The organism is Limnohabitans sp., assembly GCF_046052765.1.
Taxonomy (GTDB): Bacteria; Pseudomonadota; Gammaproteobacteria; order Burkholderiales; family Burkholderiaceae_C; genus Limnohabitans.
Map to the genome: position 1 here is coordinate 28500 of NZ_JAVLFQ010000031.1, position 24849 is coordinate 53348.

Genomic DNA, 24849 nt, shown 5'->3' on the forward strand with positions numbered 1-24849 from the left:
TGTATATGACATCGAACCGATCTCCTTTTTTTTCTTTTTTAGAAACTGTCAGTCTCATTCAGCATCAACATCAAGACAAATTACCCGACTTAGATGCACAAATTCTGTTGATGCAAGTATTGATTGCCCATGGAAAAAAACAACCCCTGAACGTCACCCAAGCAATGAACATGAAAAGCATAGGCTCACCTGCCATGCTGTATCGCAAGATCAATGATTTATTGCAATTAGGTCTGCTCGAACTGGTGTATGAAGGCACGAACCGGCGCACGAAATACCTGATTCCTACATCTACTGCATTGAACTATGCAGATTCGTTGGCCGATGCTGCTGCAAAGATTTATTCGGCTAGCCTGAGTTAAAGCTCTTTGTGCAATAAACGCTGCAAATAACGCCCTGTCACGCTGTCAGGGTTGTGTGCAATTTGCTCAGGGGTACCGACAGCTACCACCTGCCCGCCACCACTGCCCCCAAGCGGCCCCATGTCTATCACCCAATCGGCGGTTTTGATCACGTCCAAGTTGTGTTCAATCACGACCATGGTGTTGCCCGCGTCAACCAACTGTCGCAGCACTTTGAGTAACAAATTGATATCGGCAAAATGCAAACCTGTGGTCGGCTCATCCAAAATATAAAGCGTTCTGCCTGTATCGCGCTTGCTGAGTTCCAGCGCCAGCTTGACCCGCTGCGCTTCGCCACCAGACAAGGTCGTAGCAGACTGTCCCAATCGGATGTAGCCTAAGCCCACTTCCATCAAGGTGTTCAATTTACGCGCCAGCGTCGGCACTGCCTTGAAAAAGGCCAGCGCATCTTCCACTGTCATATTCAATATCTGAGCAATGTTTTTGCCTTTGTATTGCACGGCCAAGGTTTCGCGGTTGTAACGCTGTCCCACACATACATCGCATGGCACGTAAACGTCTGGCAAAAAATGCATTTCCACTTTGACCATGCCGTCACCTTGGCAAGCACTGCAACGCCCGCCGTCCACATTGAACGAAAACCGCCCAGGGCCATAACCTCTTTCACGCGCCATCGGCACTTCGGCCATCAGTTCACGCAACGGTGTGAACAAGCCGGTATAGGTCGCAGGGTTGGAACGTGGCGTACGGCCGATCGGTGACTGATCGACGTTGATGACTTTATCGAAATGGTAGAGGCCAAGAATGTCATCATGCGCGGCCGGTTCTTCGTGCGCACGGTGAATCTGTCTGGCGACAGCCGCATACAACGTGTCGTTCACCAGAGTGGACTTGCCCGAACCGGAAACGCCGCTGACACAGGTAAACAATCCAACAGGGAATTCAACCGTCACGTTTTGCAGGTTGTGGCCTCGGGCGCCAACGACAGTCAGCGCCTGTTTGGCGCTGTTGACGGCGGCTTGCGGCAAAGGGTTACCAAATACATTGCTGGCAGGTGCGGCTTTGGCTGCTTGCGTTTGCTGTACCAGCCAATTTCTGCGTTTTTCAGGGATGGCTATGGACAAATCGCCACTCATGTAACGACCGGTGAGCGAGGCGGGGTTGGCCTCGATTTGCGCAGGCGTGCCTTGTGCCATCACGCGCCCGCCGTGTACGCCGGCGCCCGGGCCCATGTCTATGCAAAAGTCTGCTGCGCGGATCATGTCTTCGTCATGCTCGACCACCAGCACGCTGTTGCCGATGTCGCGCAAATGTTTCAAAGTGTCGATCAAACGGTCGTTGTCGCGCTGATGCAATCCAATACTGGGCTCGTCAAGCACATACATCACGCCGGTGAGTCCTGAGCCGATTTGTGAAGCCAGCCGTATGCGTTGCGCTTCTCCACCGGACAAGGTGTCTGCGCTGCGCGACAAACTCAGGTAAGTCAGTCCCACATCGTTTAAAAACTTTAACCGGTTAGCGATTTCTTTCACCACTTTGTCGGCGATATCGGCTTTGTTGCCATCTAACTTGAGGTTTTGAAAATAGGTCTGACATTCTGACAAGGTAGTGTGACTGACATCATGCAATGTGCGCGCTTGCAAGCCACTGCCAAGCCGCACATGGCGCGCCTCTGTCCGTAAACGGGTGCCGTCGCAGGCCAAACAAGCGCGGTGTCCGCGGTAACGGGAGAGTTCTTCGCGCACCAGCGAAGAATCGGTGTCACGGTAACGACGGCTCATGTTGTGCACGATGCCTTCAAACGGATGCGACTTGCTGGTTTTGCGCCCCGCCTTGGCACCCAACTCCAGCACATAACTGAATTTGATCTCTTCCTCGCCAGAGCCGAACAACAGCACTTGTTTGACGTTCTCCGGCAAACGTTCAAACGGTGTGTCCAAATCGAAGCCATAGTGCTTGGCCAGACTCTCGAGCATGGCGAAGTAGTAGGCGTTACGCTTGTCCCAGCCTTTGATGGCGCCGCTGGCCAGGCTGATGTCTGGGAACGCAACAATACGCGCGGGATCGAAAAAGCTTTGTTCGCCCAAGCCTTCACAGTCCGGACATGCGCCCATGGGTGAATTGAAAGAAAACAAACGCGGCTCGAGTTCGCCAATGGCGAAGCTGCAATGCGGGCAAGCGAATTTGGCATTGAACGCATGCTCCACGCCCTTGTCCAAGTCCAGCACCAAGGCACGACCTTCCGCCAAGCGCAATGCTGTCTCCATGCTTTCTGCGATGCGTTGCATCATGTCGGGGCGTACCTTTAAGCGGTCAATCACCACATCGATATCGTGTTTTTCATTTTTCACCAGCGTGGGCAAATCGGCCAATTCGACCACTTTGCCGTCCACCCGAAAACGCACAAAGCCTTGGGCCTGCATCTGGGCGAAGACCTCGGTGAACTCGCCTTTGCGTTCACGCGCGACAGGTGCCATTAAAAGAATGCGCGTGTCTGCTGGCAATGCCAGCACCGCATCCACCATTTGTGCCACGCTGGAAGCCTGCAATGGTATGCCGTGCTCTGGGCAATGCGGTGTGCCAGCGCGTGCAAACAACAGGCGCAGGTAATCGTGAATTTCAGTGACAGTGCCAACCGTGGACCGCGGGTTATGGCTGGTGGCTTTTTGCTCAATGGCAATCGCCGGTGACAATCCTTCGATCAAGTCGACATCGGGCTTGTCCATGCGCTGCAAAAACTGTCTGGCGTAAGCCGACAAACTCTCCACATAACGACGCTGACCTTCTGCGTACAAGGTATCAAAAGCCAGACTGGATTTGCCTGAACCAGACAAGCCGGTGATCACCACCAATTGGTTGCGTGGAATATCCAGGTCAATGTTTTTCAGATTGTGGGTGCGCGCACCGCGTATGCTGATTTGACCAAACGCACCACGTCCGCCGACATGGTTCAATAAGTAATTGGCATCTGAGGGAGAATTCACGTGTTCTGTTTTATTTTGGGCAACCTGCGATCATAGCCACTCTGTTATTTCAGATGCATGTCCAACTGAGATTCCCATCGCATTACTTGAGATGTTTTCATTGAATAATCCAAAAGCATTGACTTTGCAAGGCTTTGCCAGTTTGTTACTGGTTGCATGGTTGATGGCAGCTAATCACATTTCTGCTCGTTTGGCTTTCAATAGCGGCTTGGACGTGGCCACTGCTGTCGCCGTTCGCAGTGGCTCCACGGCATTGGTAGTCGGTTTATTGGTCCTGTTAGCTCGAGTGCCGTTGCGTTTATCGCGCCAACATATCCGCGGTTTAGTGATGATTGGTGTGATGATAGGAACCCAAAGTCAGCTGTTATATGGTGCTGTTTCTCGCTTACCGGTGGCATTGGCCTTGCTGGCATTCAACACCTACCCGCTGTGGGCAGCTTGGTGGAACTTTTTGATTTACCGTCAACCGCCTGAACGCCAAGTGCTGTTGACCATGCCGGTGATTTTGCTAGGTTTGTCATTGGCGCTGGATGTGGCGGGTGCCGCATCTGGCTTGGGTGCACAGCAGCAATGGGCCGTCATGGGTGAAGGTGTGGCTTATGCCATGGCCGCTGCAGCCAGTTTTGGCATGGTGTTGGTATGGACACAGCACGAAACGACTGGGCTTGATGGCAGGGTTCGCACCTTGTTCAGTTTGCTACTCGCTGCCTGCGTTGCACTGGCGGTGATCGGCTGGCAAGGTGGCCCACATTGGCCGCAAACGGATACCGGCTGGCTGGGTTTGCTGGGTTTAACCTGCTTCTATGGCAGCGGCTTTACACTCATGTTCACGGTGCTGCCCAAACTTGGCGTGGCTGGCAACACTGCCATCATGAATGTGGAGCCGGTGTTCGCTTTGGTGTTGGGTTGGTCCATCTTGGGGCAAAGCATAGAACCCATTCAAATCATTGGTGCGCTGATCGTTGTAGCTGCTGTCATTTTTCTGGGTTTGCGTCGTCAATGATTTCGACCCCTCACTGATTTATCGGATATTTTTTCAATGCACACACTTTCTGTCATCGTCATCACACGCAATGAACAAGCCAATTTGGATGCTTGCTTGTCGTCGGTTCGCGAGATTGCCAATGAAATTGTGATTGTCGATTCATCGAGTACAGATGAAACTTTATCTATTGCCAAGTCATACAACGCGGTGATTTCTTCGCCCACTGATTGGCCTGGTTTTGGCGCGCAGAAAAATCGTGCGCTAAATTTGGCCACTCAGGATTGGGTGCTGTCTATTGACGCTGATGAAAGATTATCCAAAGAACTGCGGGATGAAATTCAATCGGTTATTTCTCATCCTTTAAGCGACTGTTACGACATACCGCGCCGCTCTTTTTATTGTGGGCGTTTGATCAACCATTCGGGTTGGAATCCTGATTACGTCACGCGTTTATTTAAACGTGGAACCGCTCGATTTTCTGACCATCTGGTGCACGAAAAACTATTGACAAACACGCAAGCCCAAAAATTACACTCACCTATGTTTCACTACAGCGTCATCAATTTCAGCCAAGTACTGAATAAGATAGATCGGTATTCAACCGACTCTGCACAACAAGCTTTTTTAGCTGGCAAAAAAAGCAGTGTATTGAATGCAGTTTTGCATGGTGTGTGGGCATTTATCAGAACATATATTTTCAAATTGGGGTTTTTAGATGGCTCGCATGGACTTGCTTTGTCTATGTCGAATGCGGAAGGTAGTTATTATCGGTATTTGAAATTATGGCTTTTGAACCAAAAGGTGGACCGTGCTAATTAGTGTGATTGTCAGCACATACAACCGACCTGATGCTTTAAGTTTGGTTTTGCAATCTTTAAATCAGCAAACCGACACCAATTTCGAGATCGTGGTTGCAGATGATGGTTCTAAAGATGAAACCCGTCAACTGATAGATGCTTTGATTCAAAATTTCTCGCAACCACTGACACATGTTTGGCATGAAGATCTGGGGTTTCGTCTTGCCGCTATTCGCAACTTGGCTGTCAAGCATTGCCGTGGTTCGTATTTTATTTTTTTAGACGGTGACTGTATTGTTCAACCTGACTTTATCGCAAGACACCGTTGCTTAAGCGAAGATGCGCATATGGTGACTGGCAGTCGCGTGCTGTTGAATGAGAAATTCACACAATCACTGATTGCACAACAAGTCTGGGATATTTCTGGCTTTCGCCGCCATTTGTTATGGAAACGCTTAAACGGATCTGTCAATAAATTTTTAGCTTTTTATATCAAGTTTTGTCAATCTTCTGTTCGTTACTATTCAGGATTTAAATGGCGTGGGATCAAGGGTTGTAATTTTGCCTGTTGGCGTCAGGATTTTGAGTTTGTGGGCGGCTATGACGAAACTTTTGAAGGATGGGGCCATGAAGACGCAGACATGGTTTTTCGCCTACATTCTGCGGGCATAAAACGCAAATCTGGCTCATTTGCCACAGAGGTATTGCATTTGTACCATCCCGAAAATAACCGTTCGCAGGCCGAGCAAAATAAATCCAAATTGCTAGAGCGCATACGCCGCGCGGCTTGATCTTAAATATTTATCCACTTCTTGGATCACATATGCACCTGTCAGTGATGTCAAGCATTTGCTCTCGCTATCTATGTGTTTTTCACACCCTTCTTCGGCACAAGGGACGCAACTTTGCTGGCCTTGTATCAGCGTGATATTTGAATGGTGTTGCGGTACTTGATCATGACGCAACCAAATCGCAGGTCTTTGTGCGTCTCTGATCGATGGCCATGGTCCCCATTTCACAGGATTGGTTGGGCCGTATATAGCGATAACTTTGACACCTGTGGCTGCAGCCAAATGCGTGACTGATGTATCCACCCCTATGTAAATTTCAGCATTTTTAATCATTTCTGCCAACTCAGAAAAGCTGACTTTCCCAGACAAATTAAGGGTCTTATCAGACAGCACAAGGTCTTCACAGTATGCGATCTCTTTGGCTTCATTGCCACCACTGATGTATATATTTAAGCCTTGCTCTAGCAAATGCTTGATGAGTTTTTTCCATTCACTTTTATGCCATTCCTTGTATATAAATTTTGGGTAAGGGTGGATGACCGCATAAGGTTTAGCCAATTTAGGAACAGTGTTGTGATTGAGTAATTGAGGTGTGACAACTGTTTCAAGCTTTGCTATGCCAATCATCTCGCATATTTTTAAATTCATCTCAACTGTATGGATAGATGTATTGTCAAATTTGACAGCATGCGACATCATTTTTTTAAAAAGAAAACTGTCGCTTTCAAGGTAGGTTCCATAGTGAAGCTTGGATGCTGCCCAACCGTAAATACGGGCTCTGTCAGATGGCATGGTGGTGATTGACATGTCATACTGATTCCAAAGTTTTTTGATTTCTTTCAGTCTTTCTGACTTTTTTGAATTTCTTTGAATCTCAATCACCTGGTTGATATCTTCATTGCCATGCAGAATTTGTGCGCTATCTTGGCACACCAATACATCTATTTCTGCTTGTGAATACGCCATCCTGAGCGAGTGGATCAAAGGGGTAGTCAGTAATACGTCGCCAATTCTTTGGATACAAATGACCAATATTTTCATACCTTTGCCGCGAACCTGTTCATCAAACCCATCCATCCCCAAATAAATGTACCTTCCATGAACGTCGAAAAGTGCGCATTAAAGCAACTGGTCAGTATCCATATAAACAAAATAGCTGGTCCTAACAGGTAATTTTCATCTTTGCTATGCGTCTGCATCAAACTCCTTACGATCATTGTGATGAAAAGTATCAAACCCAATATTCCCTGCTCTATCAAGATTTTCAAGTATTGATTGTGTGGGTCTTGCGTGATTGCTGCAATTAATCCGCTTTTGTCTGCCACTTGCTTGGTATAGGCCGCTTTAAATCCACCGGTTCCGGCGCCCAATACAAAATATTGGGGGATCATTTCGACAGTATTTTTCCAAAATATGACCCTTTGTCCGATGGAAGTCACGACATTTTTATTCGCGTTTTTTTCAGATTGCTGCAATTCAACCACGGCTTGTTCTATACGATCCGATGAAGTTTTACTGCTGATGAGCAGAAAAATTGCCGAGAAAGCTACTGCGGCCATCACTAACCAAGACCGAATATCAATTTTTTGATCGTGTGTTTTTATGTATTTGATAGACATAAAAATCAATACAACCAACATCGCTAAATACCCGCTTCTACCGGTTGTGAATATTGCAATGTATAAAACCAAGTAACAGGCCCATACTATTTCAATGAAGTTTTGCGGCGCCCATAATTTAGGTTTTTTCAAAATTGATGACAGCACAATTGCCAGTGCAACTGAAACAAACATACCTTCAGATGATGTGGTTCCTAGCTGGTACGCAATGACGTCTTTATTAAAAAAGAAAAGCAGATGCGATTTATAAATTACGTTCAAAATCGTCAGCGCCAGTATCAAGTAAAAAATTACTTTAAGTGCTTTTTGATTTTGATTTTGATTTTGACTTTCGTTAAATAAAATAAATCCTATAGGCAATAATAAAAATTTTCTCCAATTCAAAATGCTGGACAAATAGGTTTGCGTATCTACTAAGGGATAAAACACCCCTACCATCAGCATCGCAACAAAACTGGCATGGATTTTAAAGTCTGGTGTTTTTATATAACGCAACAAGTTTTCATTGACAGCAGTACAAAAAAACAAGCCCAAAAAAAGAATCACTTCACATAAATTGGCCAAAGGCGGAGAAACCACGCTGAGCGCAATCACCGCAGTAAATAAAAATTGTAATTGTGCTAATTTAACTATTTTCATTTGCTATTTATTTGAATTTGCTTTTGATAATGGCGTAGTATTTTCTAAGTTTTTTTCTGTTTATCTTTTGCCACTGGTAGCGAAGATAGTTAAATAACAAAGAATGCTTTTGTCTTTGTTTGTCAAGGCTAGATGCAAATATGCCTGTCACACTTCCTTGCTCGGCAAGATGCTCTTTCAGCCAATACTGCGTGATTCCACACAAAGGATCCATGGCCCTCAGCAAAAAATCTGCCGGTAAGTTGACTTTATGTTGACCCAACCAATCTATTCTTTTTTTGCAGGCCGATAAGTTGGTGACGTAAGCCTCAGCAGTGGCAATGGGTTGCTCCACAATGGCATCGTTACTCAATAAAAATGCATCGGGCACCTTCGTATCTGCACCTCCCAAAAAAAGCAAGTAGGCATTCTGTTTATGTTCTAAATTTATGACTGCGTCATTGAGTCTAGTGACGAAGTTTTCTTTCAGAATGACATCATCTTCGAATACCAGTATGTTTTTATAATTTTTTTCAACACACAATCGCCAAGCATGTATGTGTTTCAAAACCAGCGATTGCTGTGGCTTTTCAAGAACATCCTCGGTCTCAAAGGTATTGATTAATATTTCTGACTGTAAAACTGGTATATCAAATTCAAAGATAAATTGGTAAGAAAGATCATGCAATGCCATTTGTTGTTTGACATGATGTATTCTGTCCTCAAACGTTCTCACCGATAAAATAAAAACAGCATCTATTGATAGTTTCTCCATGGCTAGCTGTTTTTAATTTTGTTGATGATCTGTGAAGACGAATAACCATCTACAAAGTCGAGCGCCATGACTTTGCCGTTGTTTTTCAATACACAATCTGCGCCAGCAATTTGATCAATGCTGTAGTCTCCCCCTTTGACCAACACGTCTGGCAACAAATCACAGTAAAGCGATTCCGGGGTGTCTTCTGAAAATGCAACCACGCCTGTGACGCAAGCCAGTGAACTCAACATTTTCATTCGCGAAGCCAACGAATTGATGGGTCTTTTTTCGCCCTTCAAACGTTTCACAGATTCATCATCATTCACAGCAACAAACAACATGTCACCAAGGGCGCGGGCTTTTTCTAAATAATCTATATGCCCTGGATGCAAAATATCAAAGCAACCGTTAGTCATCACGACGGACAATGACTCAGACTGGGCTTTATGGATGATTAGTTTCAGTTGCGATGCTGTGTAAATAGGATCAGATTGGGTATGAGATTGTGTTTGCTCGTTCAATTCATCAATGTGAATGACGGCGGTTCCCAATTTAGAAACTACCACGCCTGCAGCTTTGTTGGCCAGAACCGCGGCTTGTTTCAAAGGAAAACCATATGCCATCGCCACCGACAAAGTGGCGATCACCGTGTCACCGGCCCCTGTGACATCAAAGACTTCTTTGGCTTCGGTGGGGATATGTAAAGGAATTTGCTCTTTGGAAATCAGACTCATGCCCTTTTCGCTTCGTGTGACCAATACGGCTTCAAGTCCTAATGCCTCTCTTAATTTCTCGCCCTTGCTTTCAATCTCCGATAAGTTTGAACACACACCGACTACTGTTTCAAATTCGCTTAAATTTGGCGTGATGACCGAAGCGTTTTTGTATTTTTCAAAATCTTTTCCCTTGGTGTCTATCAGAACAGGTTTTTCTTTTTGACGAGCCAATGAAATCAGTTGGTTCAAGTCTGCCAACGTGCCCTTTGCATAGTCAGACAATATGACAGCGTCTACTGATGAGAGCAACTTTTGGTATTCAGCAAGAAATGTATCTTGCGGCCAATCACCATATGGCATTTCAAAATCAAGCCGGATCATTTGCTGCTGCCTTGACATCACCCGGTTTTTCACAATGGTGGTTTTGTTGGGCAACTTGAATAAATGCGAGATGATATTTTTTTGGCTCAGCAATGTTTCCAATTGCACACCTGCCTGATCGTCGCCCATCAAGCCCATTAACAATGCATTCGCGCCGAGAGAGGCGACATTGGCCGCCACGTTACCAGCCCCACCCAGTCGAGTTTCCTCTTGGTTGATATTGACCACCACAACTGGCGCTTCTGGAGAGATTCTGTTGGATTGGCCATACCAATAGCGGTCCAGCATGACATCGCCCACTACCAATACCCTGACCTTAGAAAAGTCGTAGGGTCCTGAAGAACTTGCTTTGTTGGGGTCAATCATGATGGATGGTGAAATCAGACCAAGCCTAATTGGGTTTCAACACTGTGACAAATAATGTGTCCTATGAGAATATGCATTTCCTGAATTCGCGCTGTTTGCTGGTGCGCAATAACCAACGACAAGTCGCAATCTTTGGCAAGTTGTCCGCCATCTTTTCCCAAGAGTCCAATGGTCGTAATTCCCAGCAGCTTGGCTTGCTTGACTGCATTTATGACATTGGCCGAATGGCCTGAAGTGGAAATAGCCATCAAAACATCACCCTGACGCCCCAGGCCTTTAACCTGTCTGGCGAAGATCTGATCAAACGCATAGTCATTTCCAACACAGGTTAATACGGATGTGTCAGTGGTTAATGCCAAGGCGGCTATGGGTTCTCTGTCCTGTGTAAATCTGCCTATGAACTCGGCAGCAATGTGTTGGCTGTCAGCGGCTGATCCTCCGTTGCCACACAACATGATTTTTCCACCGTCTTTAACCGCGGCTGAGATGACTTGAGATACCCGATTGACGTCGTCCTCCAGGCTTTTGACCCACTCACAAATGGCTTGATGTTCTGTCACATGCTGCAAAAACATTGATTGGTTCATAAAAATAATTGTTATTTGTTTTTTGTCGAATTGTGATGGGTTTGTATTCTTTAAATTCGCATCGCATTATACTGTCAGGGTTTGTTTACAACGCGTCATTTGTCAACCCCATCAAATAATTGCATTGGTTGCTGGTTGTTCAAAATGTCTTCTTTCAACCTGTTAACGAACCCTATCTACGATGATCATCGTCACTGGCGGCGCCGGCCTTATCGGCAGTAACCTGATCGAGCAACTCAACCTGCGCGGTCATACCGACATACTGGTTGTTGACCATTTAAAAAACGGCCAAAAAATGCATAACTTGGCCGATCTGCACATCCGTGATTACCTAGACCGTGATGATTTCATGGCGAAAATTCAGGCCAACCAAGACTTGGGTCATGTGAGTGCGGTGTTCCATTTAGGCGCGTGTTCCGCCACCACCGAATGGGACGGGCAATTCATGATGCGCAACAATTTTGAATACAGCAAACAACTGCTGGACTGGTGCCAGCGTGTCAATGCCTCTTATATTTATGCGTCTTCAGCCTCAGTGTATGGACTGGGTAAGCATGGCTTTTCTGAGCAACGCCATTGCGAACTGCCGATCAATATGTACGCTTACTCGAAGTTTCAATTCGATCAATATGTACGAAGTCTGCAAGGGCGCTTGCGGCATCAGGTGGTGGGCCTGCGCTATTTCAATGTGTATGGACCGCGTGAAGCGCACAAAGGCAGCATGTCATCGACTGCTTTTCATTTCAATCGACAATTGCAAAACGATGGAATATGCCGCTTGTTTGAAGGCACTGATGGTTATGCCAACGGAGAACAGTTGAGGGACTTTGTTTATGTCGCCGACTGTGCCAAAGTCAATCTTTGGTTCATGGACCATGCCCATGTCAGCGGAATATTCAATTTAGGAACCGGTCAAGCTCACAGTTTCAATCAGGTGGCAAACGCTGTTATCGCTTGGCACAAGCAACACCGGCAAACCGACAACCGCATCGAATACATTCCGTTTCCTGCCCATTTGAAAGGCGCTTACCAAAGCTATACGCAAGCAGACATATCTGCATTGCGACAAGCGGGTTATGGCGAGCGATTCATGACAGTTGACGAGGGCGTCAGCGCTTATCTCGACTGGTTAAATCGCGTCTGAAAATTTTGTCGTCACGCGCTTGATGCGTTGTCACATAGCCTGTAGCAGTTGCGCGACCCGATCGGGCTTCACATCATTCAAACAACGGGTATGGCCTAATGGGCAAATACGCTCAAAACACGGTGCACAGTCCAATGCGGGTGAGTAATTAGGGTCATCTGCCAACCAGACCACCTGTGCTTTATCACTCAACGGCGGGGTATGCTTTGGACTGCTTGAACCAAACACAGCCACCTGCGGCACACCGAGTGCCGCGGCCACGTGCATCAATCCTGAATCGTTACTCACCATGTCATGCGCAGCAGAAATCAGATCAAGCGCTTGACTCAAACTGGTGATGCCGGCCAGGTTTTGAACCTGAGCACCAACCGCTTTATCCGCAATAGAAACACACAGGTCACGCTCTTTGGCGGAAGCCAGCAGCACGACCGGGTTGTTTGTCAATTGACACAATCGGGCCACGTGATGGGCTGGCCACATTTTGGCGGGTCCATACTCTGCACCGGGTGCTATCACGGTATACCCTCCCGCATGCAAAGCAAAGGTTTGCAGTGTGTGTCGCACGGCTTCGGTCGGTCGTTGCAACACCGGGCGCCAGCCACTGCCACCTTCTGCTTTGCCACTGGCCAAGCCAAAGTAAAAAGCCACCATTGGCGCAAGTTGCTTGGGGTCGGGGTTAGCTAAGCGCTTTGTCAATACGCCATAGCGTGACTCTCCGTGGTAGCCGATACGCTCAGGAATGCCTGCCATCCATGGGATCAATGCGCTTTTGAAAGAATTGGGGGCGACATAGGCCTTGTCAAATTTACCGCGCCATTGCCGCGCCAAAGCCCTGCGTTCAGACCATTGCAATTGGCCATGCTTGAACGGCAAGGTCACTACCTCAGAGACCGACGCCATATGCTCATAGACAGGCGCTACCCAGGACAAAGCGGCAACGGTGATTTGTTCGCCCCTGCGGTGTAATTCACGCAGCAGCGGTTCGGTCATGACCGCGTCACCAATCCATTGCGGGGCAATAAACAATGTTCGGGTCATGGCTTGGCCATACGCCCACCTAGGTCAACAACATTTAATTCAATGCGCGTGCGCATGTTCACCGTCTTTCAAGCGGTAAACCGTGGAGCAATAAGGGCACTTGGCCTCGCCAGTGCGGGCCACGTCAAGAAATACCTTGGGATGGGTGTTCCAGGTTTTCATGTGCGCCAGCGGACTGGGGCAAAACACGCCGCCGTGGCTGTTCAAGTCGGCCGCCTTGAGTTCGATAGGTAGGGTGTTGGCGTTCACGTGATCAAACGGCTGTCAGCCAATGGGCGTACTTGGGGTTGCGGCCGTTGACGATGTCAAAGAACGCGCTTTGGATTTTTTCTGTGATCGGGCCACGGCTGCCGATACCGATCTCGATGCGGTCGAGTTCGCGTATGGGGGTGACTTCAGCTGCTGTGCCGGTGAAAAAAGCCTCGTCCGCGATATAGATTTCGTCGCGTGTGATGCGCTTTTGCACGATCTCCAAGCCCAAGTCCTTGGCAATATGAAACACCGTGTTGCGGGTAATACCGTTCAACGCACCGGCCGACAAATCGGGCGTATAAATGACACCGCCTTTGATGATGAACAGATTCTCGCCAGCGCCTTCAGAAACAAAACCCGAAGCATCCAATAGCAAGGCTTCGTCATAACCATCGTCCAGCGCTTCCATGTTGGCCAATATGGAGTTGGTGTAATTGCTGACGGCTTTGGCCTGCGTCATGGTGATATTCACATGGTGGCGTGTGTAGCTACTGGTCTTGACACGGATGCCGCGCTTCATGCCGTCTTCACCGAGGTAAGCGCCCCAGGTCCAAGCCGCCACCATCAGGTGTATGCGGTTACCTTTGGGGCTGACACCGAGTTTTTGTGAGCCTATCCAAGTCAACGGACGGACATAACCGCTTTTCAAGTTGTTAGCCCGCACGACGGTACGCTGCACTTCGTTCACTTCGTCTTGGGTAAACGGGATTTTCATGCGCAGAATTTTGGCGCTGTTAAACAACCGTTCGGTGTGCTCTTGCAAACGGAAGATGGCGGTACCGTTGACGGTTTCGTAAGCACGTACGCCTTCAAAAGCACCGCAGCCGTAATGCAAGGTGTGAGACAGCACGTGGATTTTGGCGTCACGCCATTCAACCAATTCGCCATCCATCCAAATTTTGCCGTCTCGGTCGTGCATCGGGGGTGGCAGGGCGCTCATGAATATCCTTTCGGTGGCAGTTCAGCAGTCAAAGCAGACGATTTTACGTCCCGCAAAGGGCTAGGGTGTATGAGCCATCCGTTGCAAGTTCCAATGGGTCAAACGGCCCTCTTGAAAGGTGCATTCGACCCGGTCTCCAGACGCGTCTTGCCAGGCGAAAATTTCGGGTTGTTCGCCTTGCGCGGTTTGTAAATTACCCAAACTTTGCGCCATACCGATGACCTTGAGCAAGCGTTGTCCCTTGTGCAACTGCGCATGAAACATCACCGCATTGTCTAACGAACCCGTTGGGCGCTCAGCCGCGCTTTCCATGGTTTTCATCAAACGGGTCACGTGTTGCAACAGCCAAAAAATGATGCCGCTAGAGACAAGCGAAAAACCCCACCAGCCCCATGCGCGGAAGGAAAGATACAAGAGGCCGGCCAGGCCAGCAGGTAAAAAAATATTTCGCCAGTTCATGCGCTGATTTTGACGCAATCAGCCTTGGCTCATTTATTTAGGCAGTTTGGCTGTTTTGCTGCTGAATTCACCCGATGCGGCTTGGCTGTGGCAAGCCGCACAATGGGATGCACTTAAGCGCACCGGGGGTTTCCAGAAACTGGCCGGGATTTTTTTACTTCTGCGGTGAATGTTTTGCCACCAGTCTGATTGGGTGATGCGGTGTTGCGGCGGGTCTTGCGTGTGTGCTGGCGCATAAGTCCCCGCATTTTTTTGTAACCAATCAGAAATTTCTAGTTGTGTGTCTACATTCACCATGACGCTGCCGCCAAAATGTGCAGGCATGTCAGCCATCAATTTCTGCCAAGCCTGGTCTGACAACATGCCCGGCGGATAAGCGATGTGGCACACCGTGCATTGCTGCGTGTATGGTGTGAATGTCGGCATAGGCACACTGACCTGCGCTTGCGCCAAGATCAAGCCACTCTGACAAACAGCCAGTATTGCGATTTTTGGGAAAGGTGACATTTTGACTTTTCTGCAAAACAAAAGTCCATTGTCAAGATGAAATACTCATGTGATGTTGATACATCGCAAGAAACCAATGGGTTGTCGGCCTTGTCCGGCCCTGTCGCCCGCTGATGCTTGGGGTACGCGGCATGACACCCCGCAGTAGACCGTCTCAATCCAACTGTCGCAACACCGCTATCGCCTGATCAACCCGCTCTACCGCATGCACTGTCATGCCTTCTATGGGTTTTTTAGGCGCATTCGCTTTAGGAATCAGTGCCACGCTAAAGCCCAGCTTGGCGGCTTCTTTCAAGCGCTCCTGGCCGCGCGGCGCGGGCCGCACTTCACCGGCCAGGCCGATTTCGCCAAACGCCAAAAAGCCTTTAGGCAGCGGCTTGCCGCGCAAACTGCTTTGTATGGCCAGTAACACCGCCAAATCCGCCGCCGGTTCGCTGATGCGCACGCCTCCCACCGCATTGACAAACACATCCTGGTCCATGCAAGCCACGCCCGCATGGCGGTGCAACACTGCCAGCAACATGGCGAGGCGGTCGCGGTCTAAGCCTACGGACAAACGCCTCGGTGACGGCCCGCCACTGTCGACCAGCGCCTGTATTTCCACCAACAGCGGACGCGTACCTTCCAAGGTCACCATGACGCAGCTGCCTGGCACCGGTTCGGCGTGTTGGCTGAGAAAAATCGCACTTGGGTTACTGACGCCTTTGAGGCCTTTTTCGGTCATGGCGAACACGCCGATTTCATTCACCGCACCAAACCGATTTTTGATGGCGCGTACCAGTCGGAAACTGGAATGCGTGTCACCTTCAAAATACAGCACCGTGTCGACCATGTGCTCGAGCACACGCGGGCCTGCCAAGGCACCTTCTTTGGTGACATGACCGACCAGCACAATGGCGGTACCGCTGGACTTGGCCAAGCGCGTCAAATGCGCGGCGCATTCGCGTACTTGCGCCACCGAACCCGGGGCGCTGGTGAGTTGATCTGAATACACCGTTTGAATCGAATCGATGACCGCGATATGCGGTGCTTGCGATTGCAAAGTGCTGATGATTTTTTCCAACTGGGTTTCAGCCAACACGTTCACCCTGCTGTTGTCTAAACCCAGCCTGCGCGCACGCAAAGCCACTTGCGCACCGGATTCTTCGCCGGTCACATACAAAGTGCTTTGACCGCTGCGCTGCAAACCATCCAGCGCCTGCAACAACAAAGTGGATTTGCCAATACCCGGATCACCGCCGATCAACACCACGCCGCCTTCGACCATGCCGCCACCCAGCACCCTGTCAAGTTCGTCCTGGCCGGTCGGTGTGCGATCGACTTCTTGCGCTTCGATGTCGCTGAGCGCCATGACTGGTGAGGCAGGCGCCAAACCGGAGCGTTCGCTGTAACGGTTTTTGCTTGCGGCGTTCTCGCTGACGCGGCTTTCCACCAAGGTATTCCAAGCCTCGCAATGCGGGCATTTGCCCAGCCATTTAGGGCTGGTGCCGCCGCATTCGCTGCAACTGAAGAGGGTTTTGTCTTTGGCCATGGCTTGCATGATACGGGCGGGTCATGGGCGACAATGTGTGTTGTTCACTTTGGTTTTCTCACAGGTAACCCGCTCTTGTCCTCACTTCCCTCTTCAGACACCCCTGCCGACGCGCGCATGACGCCGGCCGAAAAGCGCTCGGCGTTTTCACTCTCCAGTATTTACGCATTGCGCATGCTGGGCTTGTTCATGGTGCTGCCAGTTTTCATGATCGAAGCGCGCCAGTACGACGGTGGACAGGATGCGACCGCCGTGGGCTTTGCCATGGGCATTTACGGCTTGGTGCAAGCATCGTTACAAATCCCTTTCGGCTTGGCGGCTGACCGCTGGGGCCGCAAACGAGTCATCTACTTGGGATTGGCCTTGCTGGCGCTGGGCAGCGTCATCGGCGCCATGGCCACCAGCGTCAACGGCTTGGCCTGGGGCCGTGCGCTGCAGGGCAGCGGCGCGATTTCGGCGGCGGTCACGGCTTTGTTAGCCGATCAGACCCGCGACGCGGTTCGCACAAAGGGAATGGCGCTGGTCGGCGGCAGCATCGGTTTAATGTTTGCGCTGTCCCTGTTGCTCGGGCCGGTGCTCTCGGGTTGGGGCGGCTTGTCAGCCATCTTCGGCGTGACGTTGTTGTTGGCGCTGGGCGGTATGGTGATTGTTCGCTGGTGGACGCCGGTTGAAATGCCTTTGCAACACCACACAACATCAAAACACAGCCTGTGGGGCTTGCTGGTGCATACGGATTTGATTCGATTGAATTTTGGCGTGTTCGCTTTGTATGCGGTGCAACTTGCCTCCTGGGTCGCCATTCCCGCACTGTTGGTGCAAGCCGGAGTGGCCAGCACCGACCACGGCTACGTGTATTTGCCCGCCGTGCTGCTGTCCTTTGTGTTCATGGGCATGACCTTGTTTCCGCTGGAACGCCAAGGCCATTTGCGGCCTCTGTTTCTGGCTTGCATCGCGCTGGTGCTGACGGTGCAAGCCGCCTGGGGTTGGATGGCCTGGGCCGGTCAGCCGCAGCTTTGGCTGATGGCAGTGTTGCTGTTTGTGTTTTTCTGCGGTTTCAATGTGCTGGAAGCCAGCCAACCCAGCCTCGCCTCGCGACTCGCTCCTACAGGCTCACGCGGCGCGGCGCTGGGCGTGTACAACACCTTGCAGTCGCTGGGCATTTTTGCCGGCGGAGCGTTCGGCGGCTGGCTGGTCAAACGCGTTGGCGCTCACGGGGTGTTTCTGGCCAGTAGCCTGCTGATGCTGGTTTGGTTGGCGGTGTCCTGGGGCACACGCTACGTGCGTAGCGCACCACCTACAACTGGCACGGCGCACTGATTGGCCTGTCAGCAAGACGCATAATCCACCTCAAGACTTCATTTATTCACTGTCACACAAGAGGTACACCATGGCATCCGTCAACAAAGTCATACTGCTCGGCAATTGCGGCCGGGACCCCGAAGTCCGCTATTTGCCCAGCGGCCAAGCCGTGGCCAATGTATCCATCGCCACCAGCACCAAGCGCAAAGACAAAACCAGCGGCGAAACTGTGGAAGACACGCAATGGCACCGGGTCACTTTTTATGACCGTCTGGCCGAAATCGCGGGCGAGTACGTGAAAAAAGGCCGCCCCATTTATGTGGAAGGCCGCTTGAAATACGGCGTCTACACCGACAAAACCACCGGCGTCGAAAAAAACACCGTGGACATCATTGCCACTGAATTGCAGTTGCTCGGCGGACGCGAAGGCATGGGCGCTCCTGCCAGTGAAGATGGCGGCGCACGCAGTGCACCGCGCGCATCAACACCTGCTGCGGCGGCCAAAGCGCCGGCACCAGCCAAGTCAGGTTTTGATGACATGGATGACGATATCCCGTTTTAAATGCCATTGGGTTCATCCCATCTTCCTCACGCTTTATTCAGATCCCTGAGCAAATGCGGTATTGCGCAAAATGTCCACGAACCGCTGAGCGATGACGTCGGCCGCGTAATTTTCAATTGCTGTCGCGTATTTTTGTGTGTAAGCATTTCTAAGAAGACTGTTTTCACTCATTTCAAACATAGCCAAACCTAACTCCGCCGGATTGTCTTCGGTGAATGGGATCAGTCTGCCCAATACGCCGTGTTGAAGTATGTCTGTGGGGCCCGTCGGACAGGCTAATGAAATGATGGGGCATCCAAGGGCCAGGGCTTCTAATAAGCTAACAGGGAATCCCTCCTCTCGAGAGCTCATCACGAGTGTGCCTGCTTGTGCCAAGTATGGGTGAGGATTGGTTTGGTAGCCTAAAAAGAAAACACTTTCTTCAATATTTAATCCTATGCTTAATTGCATCAGTTTTTCTTTGTCTTCACCATCTCCTATCACCAGCAAAGGCCATGAGCAACCCAGGTTTTTGGCTCTTTGATAGGCGGCTAGCAGCAATTCAATGTTTTTTTGATGCGTTAACCTGACAATGGAGATGAAGTATGAACCTGAATTGATGCCGGGTGGCAAGTGAATTGTTTCTTGGGATTTTTTAATTAAGCTGCCCATATTGATAGCGTTTGGCAAAACAATTAACTTATCTTTCAGGTGTGGCCACACATCGCATGCTTCTTGGTACATTTCGTCGCACAACACCACCAGGGTTTGATAGTGCTTCAGTCTCTTGCCAATGCGGCGTAATCTTTTGACGCCACCATTTCTAAATCGCTTGGGTCTAAAGTGGAAAAAGCCTATTTTGGGGGCTGTGATTAAATGCGCTGACCTTAATAAAGATAAATCATAGTCAACCACCATATCCGCCTGCTGTTGATTGATATGGTTGGCAATCAAGCGGTGAATATTCAATATACCGAATGCATCAAGTAGTTTGTAAAAAATACTTTTTTTTCGATGCATGTGTGTATGCCCCCAAAAGCTGGTTCTGGGCAAGCTGCAGTCTTTTACAACCATGTGTTTGATTTTGTCTAAAAGTAGACTGTCTTCATCCAATTCATAAATTTGATGAAGTATGAATTGATGATGGGTTTGGTCGAGTTCAAGTAATAAGTTGACCAACGCGTGCTCTATGCCGTTTTTTCCAAACACGCCCGTGTTAAAAATTATTTTCATTATTCAGTCGCTCAAAGCAACGCCTTTGATCCATTTGCCCAGATGATACCGATGGCCCTGCCCTTTGTGATCAAGTCACTGTGCTTGGCCGATATGTGGAGTTGAAAAGCGTCATACCCAGAACCATGTCTTGAACAATTGACGCTCTATTCAGACAGCCTCAGTGCGTTAGATGGATAAAACCGCCGCAATCGCTTTGCCCACATCCGTGGTTTTGGCATTACCACCTATGTCCGGCGTTTTAGGTGCACCGCTTGTCGGGTCCAGCACCTTTTCAATCGCCGCCAGCACAGCGTCGTGTGCGTCTTTGTGACCGAGAAATTCAAGCATCATGGCGCCGGACCAAATTTGTCCGATAGGGTTGGCAATCCCTTTGCCAGCGATGTCGGGTGCCGAGCCATGCACCGGTTCGAACAATGACGGGAACATACGATCAGGGTTGAGGTTGGCGCTCGGTGCAATGCCAATCGTGCCGGTACAAGCAGGTCCGAGGTCACTCAAGATGTCACCGAACAGGTTGCTGGCGACCACCACGTCAAAGAAATCCGGTCGTTGAACAAAATGGGCAGTGAGAATGTCAATGTGGAATTTGTCCAACCGAATGTCTGGATAGGCCTTGGCCATTTCAGCCACGCGCTCGTCCCAGTAAGGCATGGTGATCGCAATACCATTCGATTTGGTGGCGCTGGTCAAGTGCTTTTGGGGTCGCGCCATGGCCAACTCAAAGGCAAACTTCAACACACGGTCTACGCCGATGCGCGTCATCACGCTTTCTTGCATGACGATTTCACGCGCTGTCCCTTGAAACATGCGCCCGCCGATGCTGGAGTATTCGCCTTCGGTGTTTTCGCGCACGATGTACATGTCGATCTCACCGGGTAACCGTGGCGTTCCGTCTCGTCGCACCACCGGCGCGATGATGCCGGGCATGAGCCGTGCCGGGCGCAGGTTGATGTACTGGTCGAACTCACGCCTGAACATCAACAATGAGCCCCACAACGAAACATGGTCAGGGATTTTGTCGGGCATACCGACTGCGCCAAAGAAGATGGCATCGTGTCCGCCGATGCGGTCTTTCCAATCGTCAGGCAGCATCTTGCCGTGCTTTTCATAATATGCCCAGCTGGAAAAATCGAAATGGTCAAACTGTAAGTCGATGCCAAATTTTCTTGCTGCAGCATCCATGACCAGCAAGCCTTCGGGCATGACTTCGGTGCCTATGCCGTCTCCGGCGATAACGGCAATGCGGTGTTTGCGGGCCATGATTGTTCCTTCTTCCATTGCAAAGCCCGATTGAAACGTGAACCAGGCACTTCAGAATTTCGCATCTTCCCAGAAATTTGCACGTTGGTACGATCCTTTGCATTCATTGTTTCAACGCCATTCTGAAATGCATGGCCTGCATGACATGTGTGACTTCTATTTCCTGCGATTGCGCCAAATCGGCAATGGTTTGCGCCACACGCAGCACCCGATGCACCGCACGCGCAGACCAAGCTTGTCTGGCCGCATACTGTTGCAGCACGCGCTCGGCCGCCGTATCTATGGTCAAGTCTTGTAACTGCGCCGCAGACAGGCGGTGGTTGCTGACACCTCTTGTTTGGATGGCGCGGTCATGTGCCTGCTGGCACCGCTGTTGCACCACCGCACTGCTTTCTCCCTCACAGGCTTGCATCAACAACTCTGCGGGTATGGCAGGTACATGGACACACATATCCATGCGATCCAGTAATGGGCCGCTCAGTTTGCTTTGGTAGCGAGTCACGTGTTCCGGCGCACAGCGGCATGCCGGTTGAACAGAGCCCAAATAACCGCAGGGGCATGGGTTCATCGCAGCGATCAATTGGAACCGCGCTGGAAACTCTGCCTGGTGCCTGGCACGCGACAAACTGATGTGCCCGTTTTCCAACGGCTCTCTTAAAGCCTCCAACGCGAGCCTTGAAAATTCGGGCAATTCATCTAAAAACAGCAGCCCGTGATGGGCCAGCGATATTTCGCCCGGTCTGGGCGGCGCGCCTCCTCCCACCAGCGCAGCCATGGTGGCACTGTGGTGCGGATGTCGGTACGCCGGCTTGGCCCAGCGACTGGGATGAAATTGCCCTGCCAAGCTGAGCATGGCTGCAGATTCAAGGGCTTGCGCTTGGCTGAGTAACGGCAACAAACCGGCCATGCGTTGCGCCAACATGGATTTGCCACTGCCAGGTGGACCAATCATCAATAAGCTGTGACCACCGGCTGCGGCTATTTCCAGCGCTCGCTTGGGTCCTGCTTGACCACGAACATCCTGTAATTCAGGTCCTGTCTGCGCCTGCGATTGCGTGGTCTGCCAACCTGGTTGCAATCTGACCCATCCGTCGTCTGGCGGGGCCAGTTCCTTGGTTTGTGAAGGCAATGCAAACGCCTGCACCACATTTTTCAAATGCAGTGCACGAAACACCTTGGCATCCGGCAGTAATGCTGCTTCCTCGGCACTGTGCGCAGGCAGCACCCAAGCCAAAGCGGGCATCTGCTGTTGCATGCCCAGTGCCATGGCCAAGGCCCCGCGCACTGGGCGCAATTCACCCGACAAGGACAATTCACCCGCAAATATATGTTGCTGTACCGCTTTGGCGTCCAGTTGTTCGCTGGCGACCAAGATGCCGATAGCAATAGCTAAATCAAACCGCCCAGATTCCTTGGGCAAGTCTGCCGGTGCTAAATTGACGATGATGCGTTTGTTGGTGGGGAATTCCAAGCCGCTGTTGATAATGGCTGAACGTACCCGCTCACGGGCTTCGCGCACCTCTGTATCAGCCAAGCCCACCAAGGCAAATTGGGGCAGTCCATTGGCCAAATGCACCTCTACCGTGACAGTCGGGGCTTTGATGCCCAATACAGTGCAACTGTGTACCTGTGCATAGGCCATCTGATTTCCTTCCATTCCTTATTTTTCACCAAAAGCGTGCGCGCGCTCTTGGCTTTTCGCACCAAAACAGTGTTTGCTATCGGTTTCGCTCGGTGGCAAGCCCCTATTTAGGGCGAACCGCTCCTGAATTCTGCTTGGCACAGAGACTGCTAAGGGTTACGTGCACTGCGTTTTTTTGGGCTTCCTGCTTTCAAACTGCGCAGACCCTTGACTCTAGGAGAACCTATGAAATTGATCACGGCCATCATCAAACCCTTTAAGCTCGACGAGGTACGCGAAGCCTTGTCTGCCATCGGGGTACAAGGCATTACCGTTACTGAAGTCAAAGGCTTCGGTCGACAAAAAGGACACACCGAGCTTTATCGGGGTGCGGAATATGTGGTGGACTTTTTACCCAAGGTCAAGATTGAAGCAGCAGTGGCTGCCGGTCTGGTCGATCAAGTGATTGAAGCCATTGAACACTCGGCGCGCACCGGCAAGATCGGCGACGGCAAGATTTTTGTGACCAGCCTGGAACAGGTTGTGCGCATCCGCACCGGTGAGACCGGCACTGCGGCCATTTGATTCACGAACAAGGACACATACCATGAAAAAATTCTTAGCCACTCTGGCCTTAGGCTTGGGTCTGGTTTTCGCCTCAGGCGCTACCATGGCCGAAGATGCGCCCGCCCAACCGGCGACGGCGGCGGCGGCGGCCCCAGCGGCAGCGCCTGCGGCTGAGGCTGCGCCAGCCCCTGTGCCCAACAAAGGCGACACCGCTTGGATGACGGTGGCGACTGTGTTGGTGATTCTGATGACCATCCCTGGTCTGGCATTGTTTTACGGCGGCTTGGTTCGTTCGAAAAACATGTTGTCCGTGCTGATGCAAGTGTTTGTCGTCTCCGCACTGATTTATGTGTTGTGGACTTTGTACGGCTACACACTGGCGTTCTCGGCGTCAAACCCGTTCTTCGGTTCGCTGGACAAGCTGTTCCTCAAAGGCATCACACCCGACTCGGTCGCTGCTACCTTTAGCAAAGGTGTGGTCATTCCTGAACTGACCTTCGTGGCTTTCCAAGCAACTTTCGCTGCCATCACCTGCGCGTTGATCGTGGGATCGTTCGCAGAGCGTATGAAATTCTCCGCCGTGCTGTTATTTTGTGCGCTGTGGTTCACCTTCAGCTATTTACCGGTCGCTCACATGGTCTGGTATTGGGACGGTCCTGACGCCATCACAGACGCCGCATCGCTCGACAAAGTCACTGCCGCTGCCGGTTGGTTATGGGCCAAAGGCGCACTCGACTTCGCCGGCGGAACCGTGGTTCACATCAATGCAGCTGTCGCTGGCTTGATCGGTGCTTACATGGTGGGTAAACGCATCGGCTATGGCAAAGAATCCATGGCACCGCACAGCCTGACATTGACCATGGTAGGTGCTGCGCTGTTGTGGGTGGGTTGGTTTGGTTTCAACGCTGGCTCCAACTTGGAAGCCAACGGTGTCGCCGCACTGGCCTTCATGAACACATTGGTAGCAACTGCCATGGCCACGTTGGCATGGATGGCAGGTGAAGCACTGAGCAAAGGCAAAGCCTCAATGTTGGGCGCAGCTTCTGGCGCGGTCGCCGGACTGGTTGCCATCACACCTGCTTGCGGGTTTGTGGGTCCCATGGGCGCCATCGTCATTGGTCTGGTTGCCGGCTTCCTGTGTTTATGGGGTGTCAATGGCTTAAAACGCATGCTGGGTGCTGACGACACACTCGACGTGTTCGGTGTACATGGTGTGGGCGGTATTGTCGGTGCGTTGTTAACCGGTGTGTTTGCTGCACCATCACTCGGCGGCACAGGCATCTATGACTATGTGGCCAACGCTGCCAGCCCAGATTACTCCATTGGTGGTCAGGTCTGGATCCAGTTACAAGCCGTTATCACCACCATCATCTGGTCTGGCGTGGTGTCTTTGATTGCTTACAAATTGGTTGACTTGGTGCTGGGTCTGCGCGTCAGCGAAGAAGAAGAACGCGAAGGTTTGGACATTAGCAGTCACGGCGAAACCGCTTA

At 50.6% G+C, this 24849-nt stretch carries 24 protein-coding genes; 9 read left to right on the top strand and 15 right to left on the bottom strand.

Going from position 1 to position 24849, the window contains the following annotated elements:
- Positions 1-5 precede the first annotated feature (5 nt).
- Positions 6-362, top strand: coding sequence for a hypothetical protein (locus tag AC9UG7_RS03800; RefSeq protein WP_509584362.1), 357 nt, complete (start codon positions 6-8; stop codon positions 360-362).
- Here the strand turns inward: AC9UG7_RS03800 and uvrA are convergent.
- On the bottom strand, positions 359-3316 hold the full coding sequence (gene uvrA / locus AC9UG7_RS03805) for an excinuclease ABC subunit UvrA (RefSeq protein ID WP_509584428.1): 2958 nt from the start codon (positions 3314-3316) through the stop codon (positions 359-361). The two genes, AC9UG7_RS03800 and uvrA, sit on opposite strands and share 4 nt — an antisense overlap.
- Positions 3317-3446: 130 nt before the next feature.
- On the opposite strand from uvrA, the gene AC9UG7_RS03810 reads away from it, so the two are divergent.
- The 3 genes from AC9UG7_RS03810 to AC9UG7_RS03820 are packed head-to-tail and all read left to right on the top strand — an operon-like array spanning position 3447 to position 5919.
- Complete coding sequence (locus AC9UG7_RS03810; RefSeq protein ID WP_509584365.1) at positions 3447-4349, top strand: DMT family transporter; 903 nt, start codon at positions 3447-3449, stop codon at positions 4347-4349.
- Between the two features lie 36 nt (positions 4350-4385).
- The gene (locus tag AC9UG7_RS03815; protein ID WP_509584368.1) at positions 4386-5150 is read left to right on the top strand and encodes a glycosyltransferase family 2 protein; all 765 of its coding nucleotides are present in this window, start codon (positions 4386-4388) and stop codon (positions 5148-5150) included.
- 1 nt (position 5151) lies between these two features.
- Complete coding sequence (locus tag AC9UG7_RS03820; protein WP_509584372.1) at positions 5152-5919, top strand: glycosyltransferase family 2 protein; 768 nt, start codon at positions 5152-5154, stop codon at positions 5917-5919.
- Here the strand turns inward: AC9UG7_RS03820 and AC9UG7_RS03825 are convergent.
- Genes AC9UG7_RS03825 through AC9UG7_RS03845 form a run of 5 tightly spaced genes read right to left on the bottom strand, consistent with a single transcriptional unit; the run spans position 5893 to position 10963 of the window.
- Positions 5893-6960, bottom strand: a complete 1068-nt coding sequence (locus AC9UG7_RS03825) for a glycosyltransferase family 9 protein (RefSeq protein WP_509584375.1) — start codon at positions 6958-6960, stop codon at positions 5893-5895. The genes AC9UG7_RS03820 and AC9UG7_RS03825 overlap by 27 nt on opposite strands.
- Entirely contained in the window at positions 6957-8177 is a 1221-nt protein-coding gene (locus AC9UG7_RS03830; protein WP_509584378.1) for an O-antigen ligase family protein, read from the bottom strand. The genes AC9UG7_RS03825 and AC9UG7_RS03830 overlap by 4 nt, the downstream gene beginning before the upstream one ends.
- Positions 8178-8184: 7 nt before the next feature.
- Entirely contained in the window at positions 8185-8931 is a 747-nt protein-coding gene (locus tag AC9UG7_RS03835) for a glycosyltransferase family 25 protein (protein WP_509584381.1), read from the bottom strand.
- 2 nt (positions 8932-8933) lie between these two features.
- The gene (gene hldE / locus AC9UG7_RS03840; RefSeq protein ID WP_509584384.1) at positions 8934-10376 is read right to left on the bottom strand and encodes a bifunctional D-glycero-beta-D-manno-heptose-7-phosphate kinase/D-glycero-beta-D-manno-heptose 1-phosphate adenylyltransferase HldE; all 1443 of its coding nucleotides are present in this window, start codon (positions 10374-10376) and stop codon (positions 8934-8936) included.
- Between the two features lie 14 nt (positions 10377-10390).
- Positions 10391-10963, bottom strand: coding sequence for a D-sedoheptulose-7-phosphate isomerase (locus AC9UG7_RS03845; RefSeq protein ID WP_509584387.1), 573 nt, complete (start codon positions 10961-10963; stop codon positions 10391-10393).
- Positions 10964-11144: 181 nt separating this feature from the next.
- Here AC9UG7_RS03845 and rfaD point away from each other — a divergent pair, with 181 nt between their 5' ends.
- Complete coding sequence (rfaD, locus tag AC9UG7_RS03850) at positions 11145-12107, top strand: ADP-glyceromanno-heptose 6-epimerase (protein ID WP_509584390.1); 963 nt, start codon at positions 11145-11147, stop codon at positions 12105-12107.
- A gap of 30 nt (positions 12108-12137) precedes the next feature.
- On the opposite strand, the gene waaF is transcribed toward rfaD, so the two are convergent.
- The 6 genes from waaF to radA all read right to left on the bottom strand — a co-directional run bounded on the left by waaF (position 12138) and on the right by radA (position 16834).
- A complete protein-coding gene (gene waaF, locus AC9UG7_RS03855; protein ID WP_509584393.1) occupies positions 12138-13145 on the bottom strand; it encodes a lipopolysaccharide heptosyltransferase II in 1008 nt (335 codons plus the stop codon).
- 39 nt (positions 13146-13184) lie between these two features.
- A complete protein-coding gene (locus AC9UG7_RS03860) occupies positions 13185-13394 on the bottom strand; it encodes a zinc-finger domain-containing protein (protein WP_509584396.1) in 210 nt (69 codons plus the stop codon).
- Between the two features lie 4 nt (positions 13395-13398).
- A complete protein-coding gene (locus tag AC9UG7_RS03865) occupies positions 13399-14337 on the bottom strand; it encodes a branched-chain amino acid transaminase (RefSeq protein ID WP_509584399.1) in 939 nt (312 codons plus the stop codon).
- Positions 14338-14397: 60 nt separating this feature from the next.
- The gene (locus tag AC9UG7_RS03870; protein WP_509584402.1) at positions 14398-14796 is read right to left on the bottom strand and encodes a glycerate kinase; all 399 of its coding nucleotides are present in this window, start codon (positions 14794-14796) and stop codon (positions 14398-14400) included.
- 33 nt (positions 14797-14829) lie between these two features.
- Positions 14830-15303, bottom strand: coding sequence for a diheme cytochrome c (locus AC9UG7_RS03875; protein ID WP_509584405.1), 474 nt, complete (start codon positions 15301-15303; stop codon positions 14830-14832).
- Between the two features lie 154 nt (positions 15304-15457).
- Positions 15458-16834: a DNA repair protein RadA gene (gene radA, locus AC9UG7_RS03880; protein ID WP_509584408.1), complete on the bottom strand. Its 1377-nt coding sequence runs from the start codon at positions 16832-16834 to the stop codon at positions 15458-15460.
- 117 nt (positions 16835-16951) lie between these two features.
- Between radA and AC9UG7_RS03885 the strand changes: the two genes are divergently transcribed.
- Positions 16952-18151 carry an MFS transporter gene (locus tag AC9UG7_RS03885; protein ID WP_509584431.1) on the top strand — a complete coding sequence of 400 codons (1200 nt, stop codon included), beginning with the start codon at positions 16952-16954 and terminating at the stop codon, positions 18149-18151.
- Positions 18152-18221: 70 nt separating this feature from the next.
- Positions 18222-18695: a single-stranded DNA-binding protein gene (gene ssb, locus AC9UG7_RS03890; RefSeq protein WP_509584411.1), complete on the top strand. Its 474-nt coding sequence runs from the start codon at positions 18222-18224 to the stop codon at positions 18693-18695.
- Between the two features lie 33 nt (positions 18696-18728).
- On the opposite strand, the gene AC9UG7_RS03895 is transcribed toward ssb, so the two are convergent.
- The 3 genes from AC9UG7_RS03895 to AC9UG7_RS03905 form a co-directional block, all read right to left on the bottom strand.
- Complete coding sequence (locus AC9UG7_RS03895) at positions 18729-19907, bottom strand: glycosyltransferase (RefSeq protein ID WP_509584414.1); 1179 nt, start codon at positions 19905-19907, stop codon at positions 18729-18731.
- 168 nt (positions 19908-20075) lie between these two features.
- Positions 20076-21170 (bottom strand): tartrate dehydrogenase, encoded by a 1095-nt coding sequence (locus tag AC9UG7_RS03900; RefSeq protein ID WP_509584417.1) that lies wholly within the window; start codon positions 21168-21170, stop codon positions 20076-20078.
- 103 nt (positions 21171-21273) lie between these two features.
- Positions 21274-22812, bottom strand: a complete 1539-nt coding sequence (locus AC9UG7_RS03905; RefSeq protein WP_509584420.1) for a YifB family Mg chelatase-like AAA ATPase — start codon at positions 22810-22812, stop codon at positions 21274-21276.
- Positions 22813-23037: 225 nt separating this feature from the next.
- On the opposite strand from AC9UG7_RS03905, the gene glnK reads away from it, so the two are divergent.
- Positions 23038-23376, top strand: a complete 339-nt coding sequence (gene glnK / locus AC9UG7_RS03910; protein ID WP_509584423.1) for a P-II family nitrogen regulator — start codon at positions 23038-23040, stop codon at positions 23374-23376.
- A 22-nt stretch (positions 23377-23398) separates the two neighbouring features.
- The coding region (locus AC9UG7_RS03915; RefSeq protein WP_509584426.1) for an ammonium transporter at positions 23399-24849 on the top strand (1451 nt) is incomplete at its 3' end.

Excerpts from the sequence above, each read along its gene's own strand:
- AC9UG7_RS03900 (WP_509584417.1), bottom strand. The coding sequence starts at position 21,170 with ATGGCCCGCAAACACCGCATTGCCGTTATCGCCGGAGACGGCATAGGC.
- AC9UG7_RS03830 (WP_509584378.1), bottom strand. The coding sequence starts at position 8,177 with ATGAAAATAGTTAAATTAGCACAATTACAATTTTTATTTACTGCGGTG.
- waaF (WP_509584393.1), bottom strand. The coding sequence starts at position 13,145 with ATGACCCGAACATTGTTTATTGCCCCGCAATGGATTGGTGACGCGGTC.
- AC9UG7_RS03845 (WP_509584387.1), bottom strand. The coding sequence starts at position 10,963 with ATGAACCAATCAATGTTTTTGCAGCATGTGACAGAACATCAAGCCATT.
- radA (WP_509584408.1), bottom strand. The coding sequence starts at position 16,834 with ATGGCCAAAGACAAAACCCTCTTCAGTTGCAGCGAATGCGGCGGCACC.
- AC9UG7_RS03895 (WP_509584414.1), bottom strand. The coding sequence starts at position 19,907 with ATGAAAATAATTTTTAACACGGGCGTGTTTGGAAAAAACGGCATAGAG.
- AC9UG7_RS03875 (WP_509584405.1), bottom strand. The coding sequence starts at position 15,303 with ATGTCACCTTTCCCAAAAATCGCAATACTGGCTGTTTGTCAGAGTGGC.
- AC9UG7_RS03825 (WP_509584375.1), bottom strand. The coding sequence starts at position 6,960 with ATGAAAATATTGGTCATTTGTATCCAAAGAATTGGCGACGTATTACTG.
- glnK (WP_509584423.1), top strand. The coding sequence starts at position 23,038 with ATGAAATTGATCACGGCCATCATCAAACCCTTTAAGCTCGACGAGGTA.
- AC9UG7_RS03865 (WP_509584399.1), bottom strand. The coding sequence starts at position 14,337 with ATGAGCGCCCTGCCACCCCCGATGCACGACCGAGACGGCAAAATTTGG.
- AC9UG7_RS03885 (WP_509584431.1), top strand. The coding sequence starts at position 16,952 with ATGACGCCGGCCGAAAAGCGCTCGGCGTTTTCACTCTCCAGTATTTAC.
- AC9UG7_RS03815 (WP_509584368.1), top strand. The coding sequence starts at position 4,386 with ATGCACACACTTTCTGTCATCGTCATCACACGCAATGAACAAGCCAAT.
- AC9UG7_RS03835 (WP_509584381.1), bottom strand. The coding sequence starts at position 8,931 with ATGGAGAAACTATCAATAGATGCTGTTTTTATTTTATCGGTGAGAACG.
- hldE (WP_509584384.1), bottom strand. The coding sequence starts at position 10,376 with ATGATTGACCCCAACAAAGCAAGTTCTTCAGGACCCTACGACTTTTCT.
- AC9UG7_RS03800 (WP_509584362.1), top strand. The coding sequence starts at position 6 with ATGACATCGAACCGATCTCCTTTTTTTTCTTTTTTAGAAACTGTCAGT.
- ssb (WP_509584411.1), top strand. The coding sequence starts at position 18,222 with ATGGCATCCGTCAACAAAGTCATACTGCTCGGCAATTGCGGCCGGGAC.
- AC9UG7_RS03870 (WP_509584402.1), bottom strand. The coding sequence starts at position 14,796 with ATGAACTGGCGAAATATTTTTTTACCTGCTGGCCTGGCCGGCCTCTTG.
- AC9UG7_RS03905 (WP_509584420.1), bottom strand. The coding sequence starts at position 22,812 with ATGGCCTATGCACAGGTACACAGTTGCACTGTATTGGGCATCAAAGCC.
- rfaD (WP_509584390.1), top strand. The coding sequence starts at position 11,145 with ATGATCATCGTCACTGGCGGCGCCGGCCTTATCGGCAGTAACCTGATC.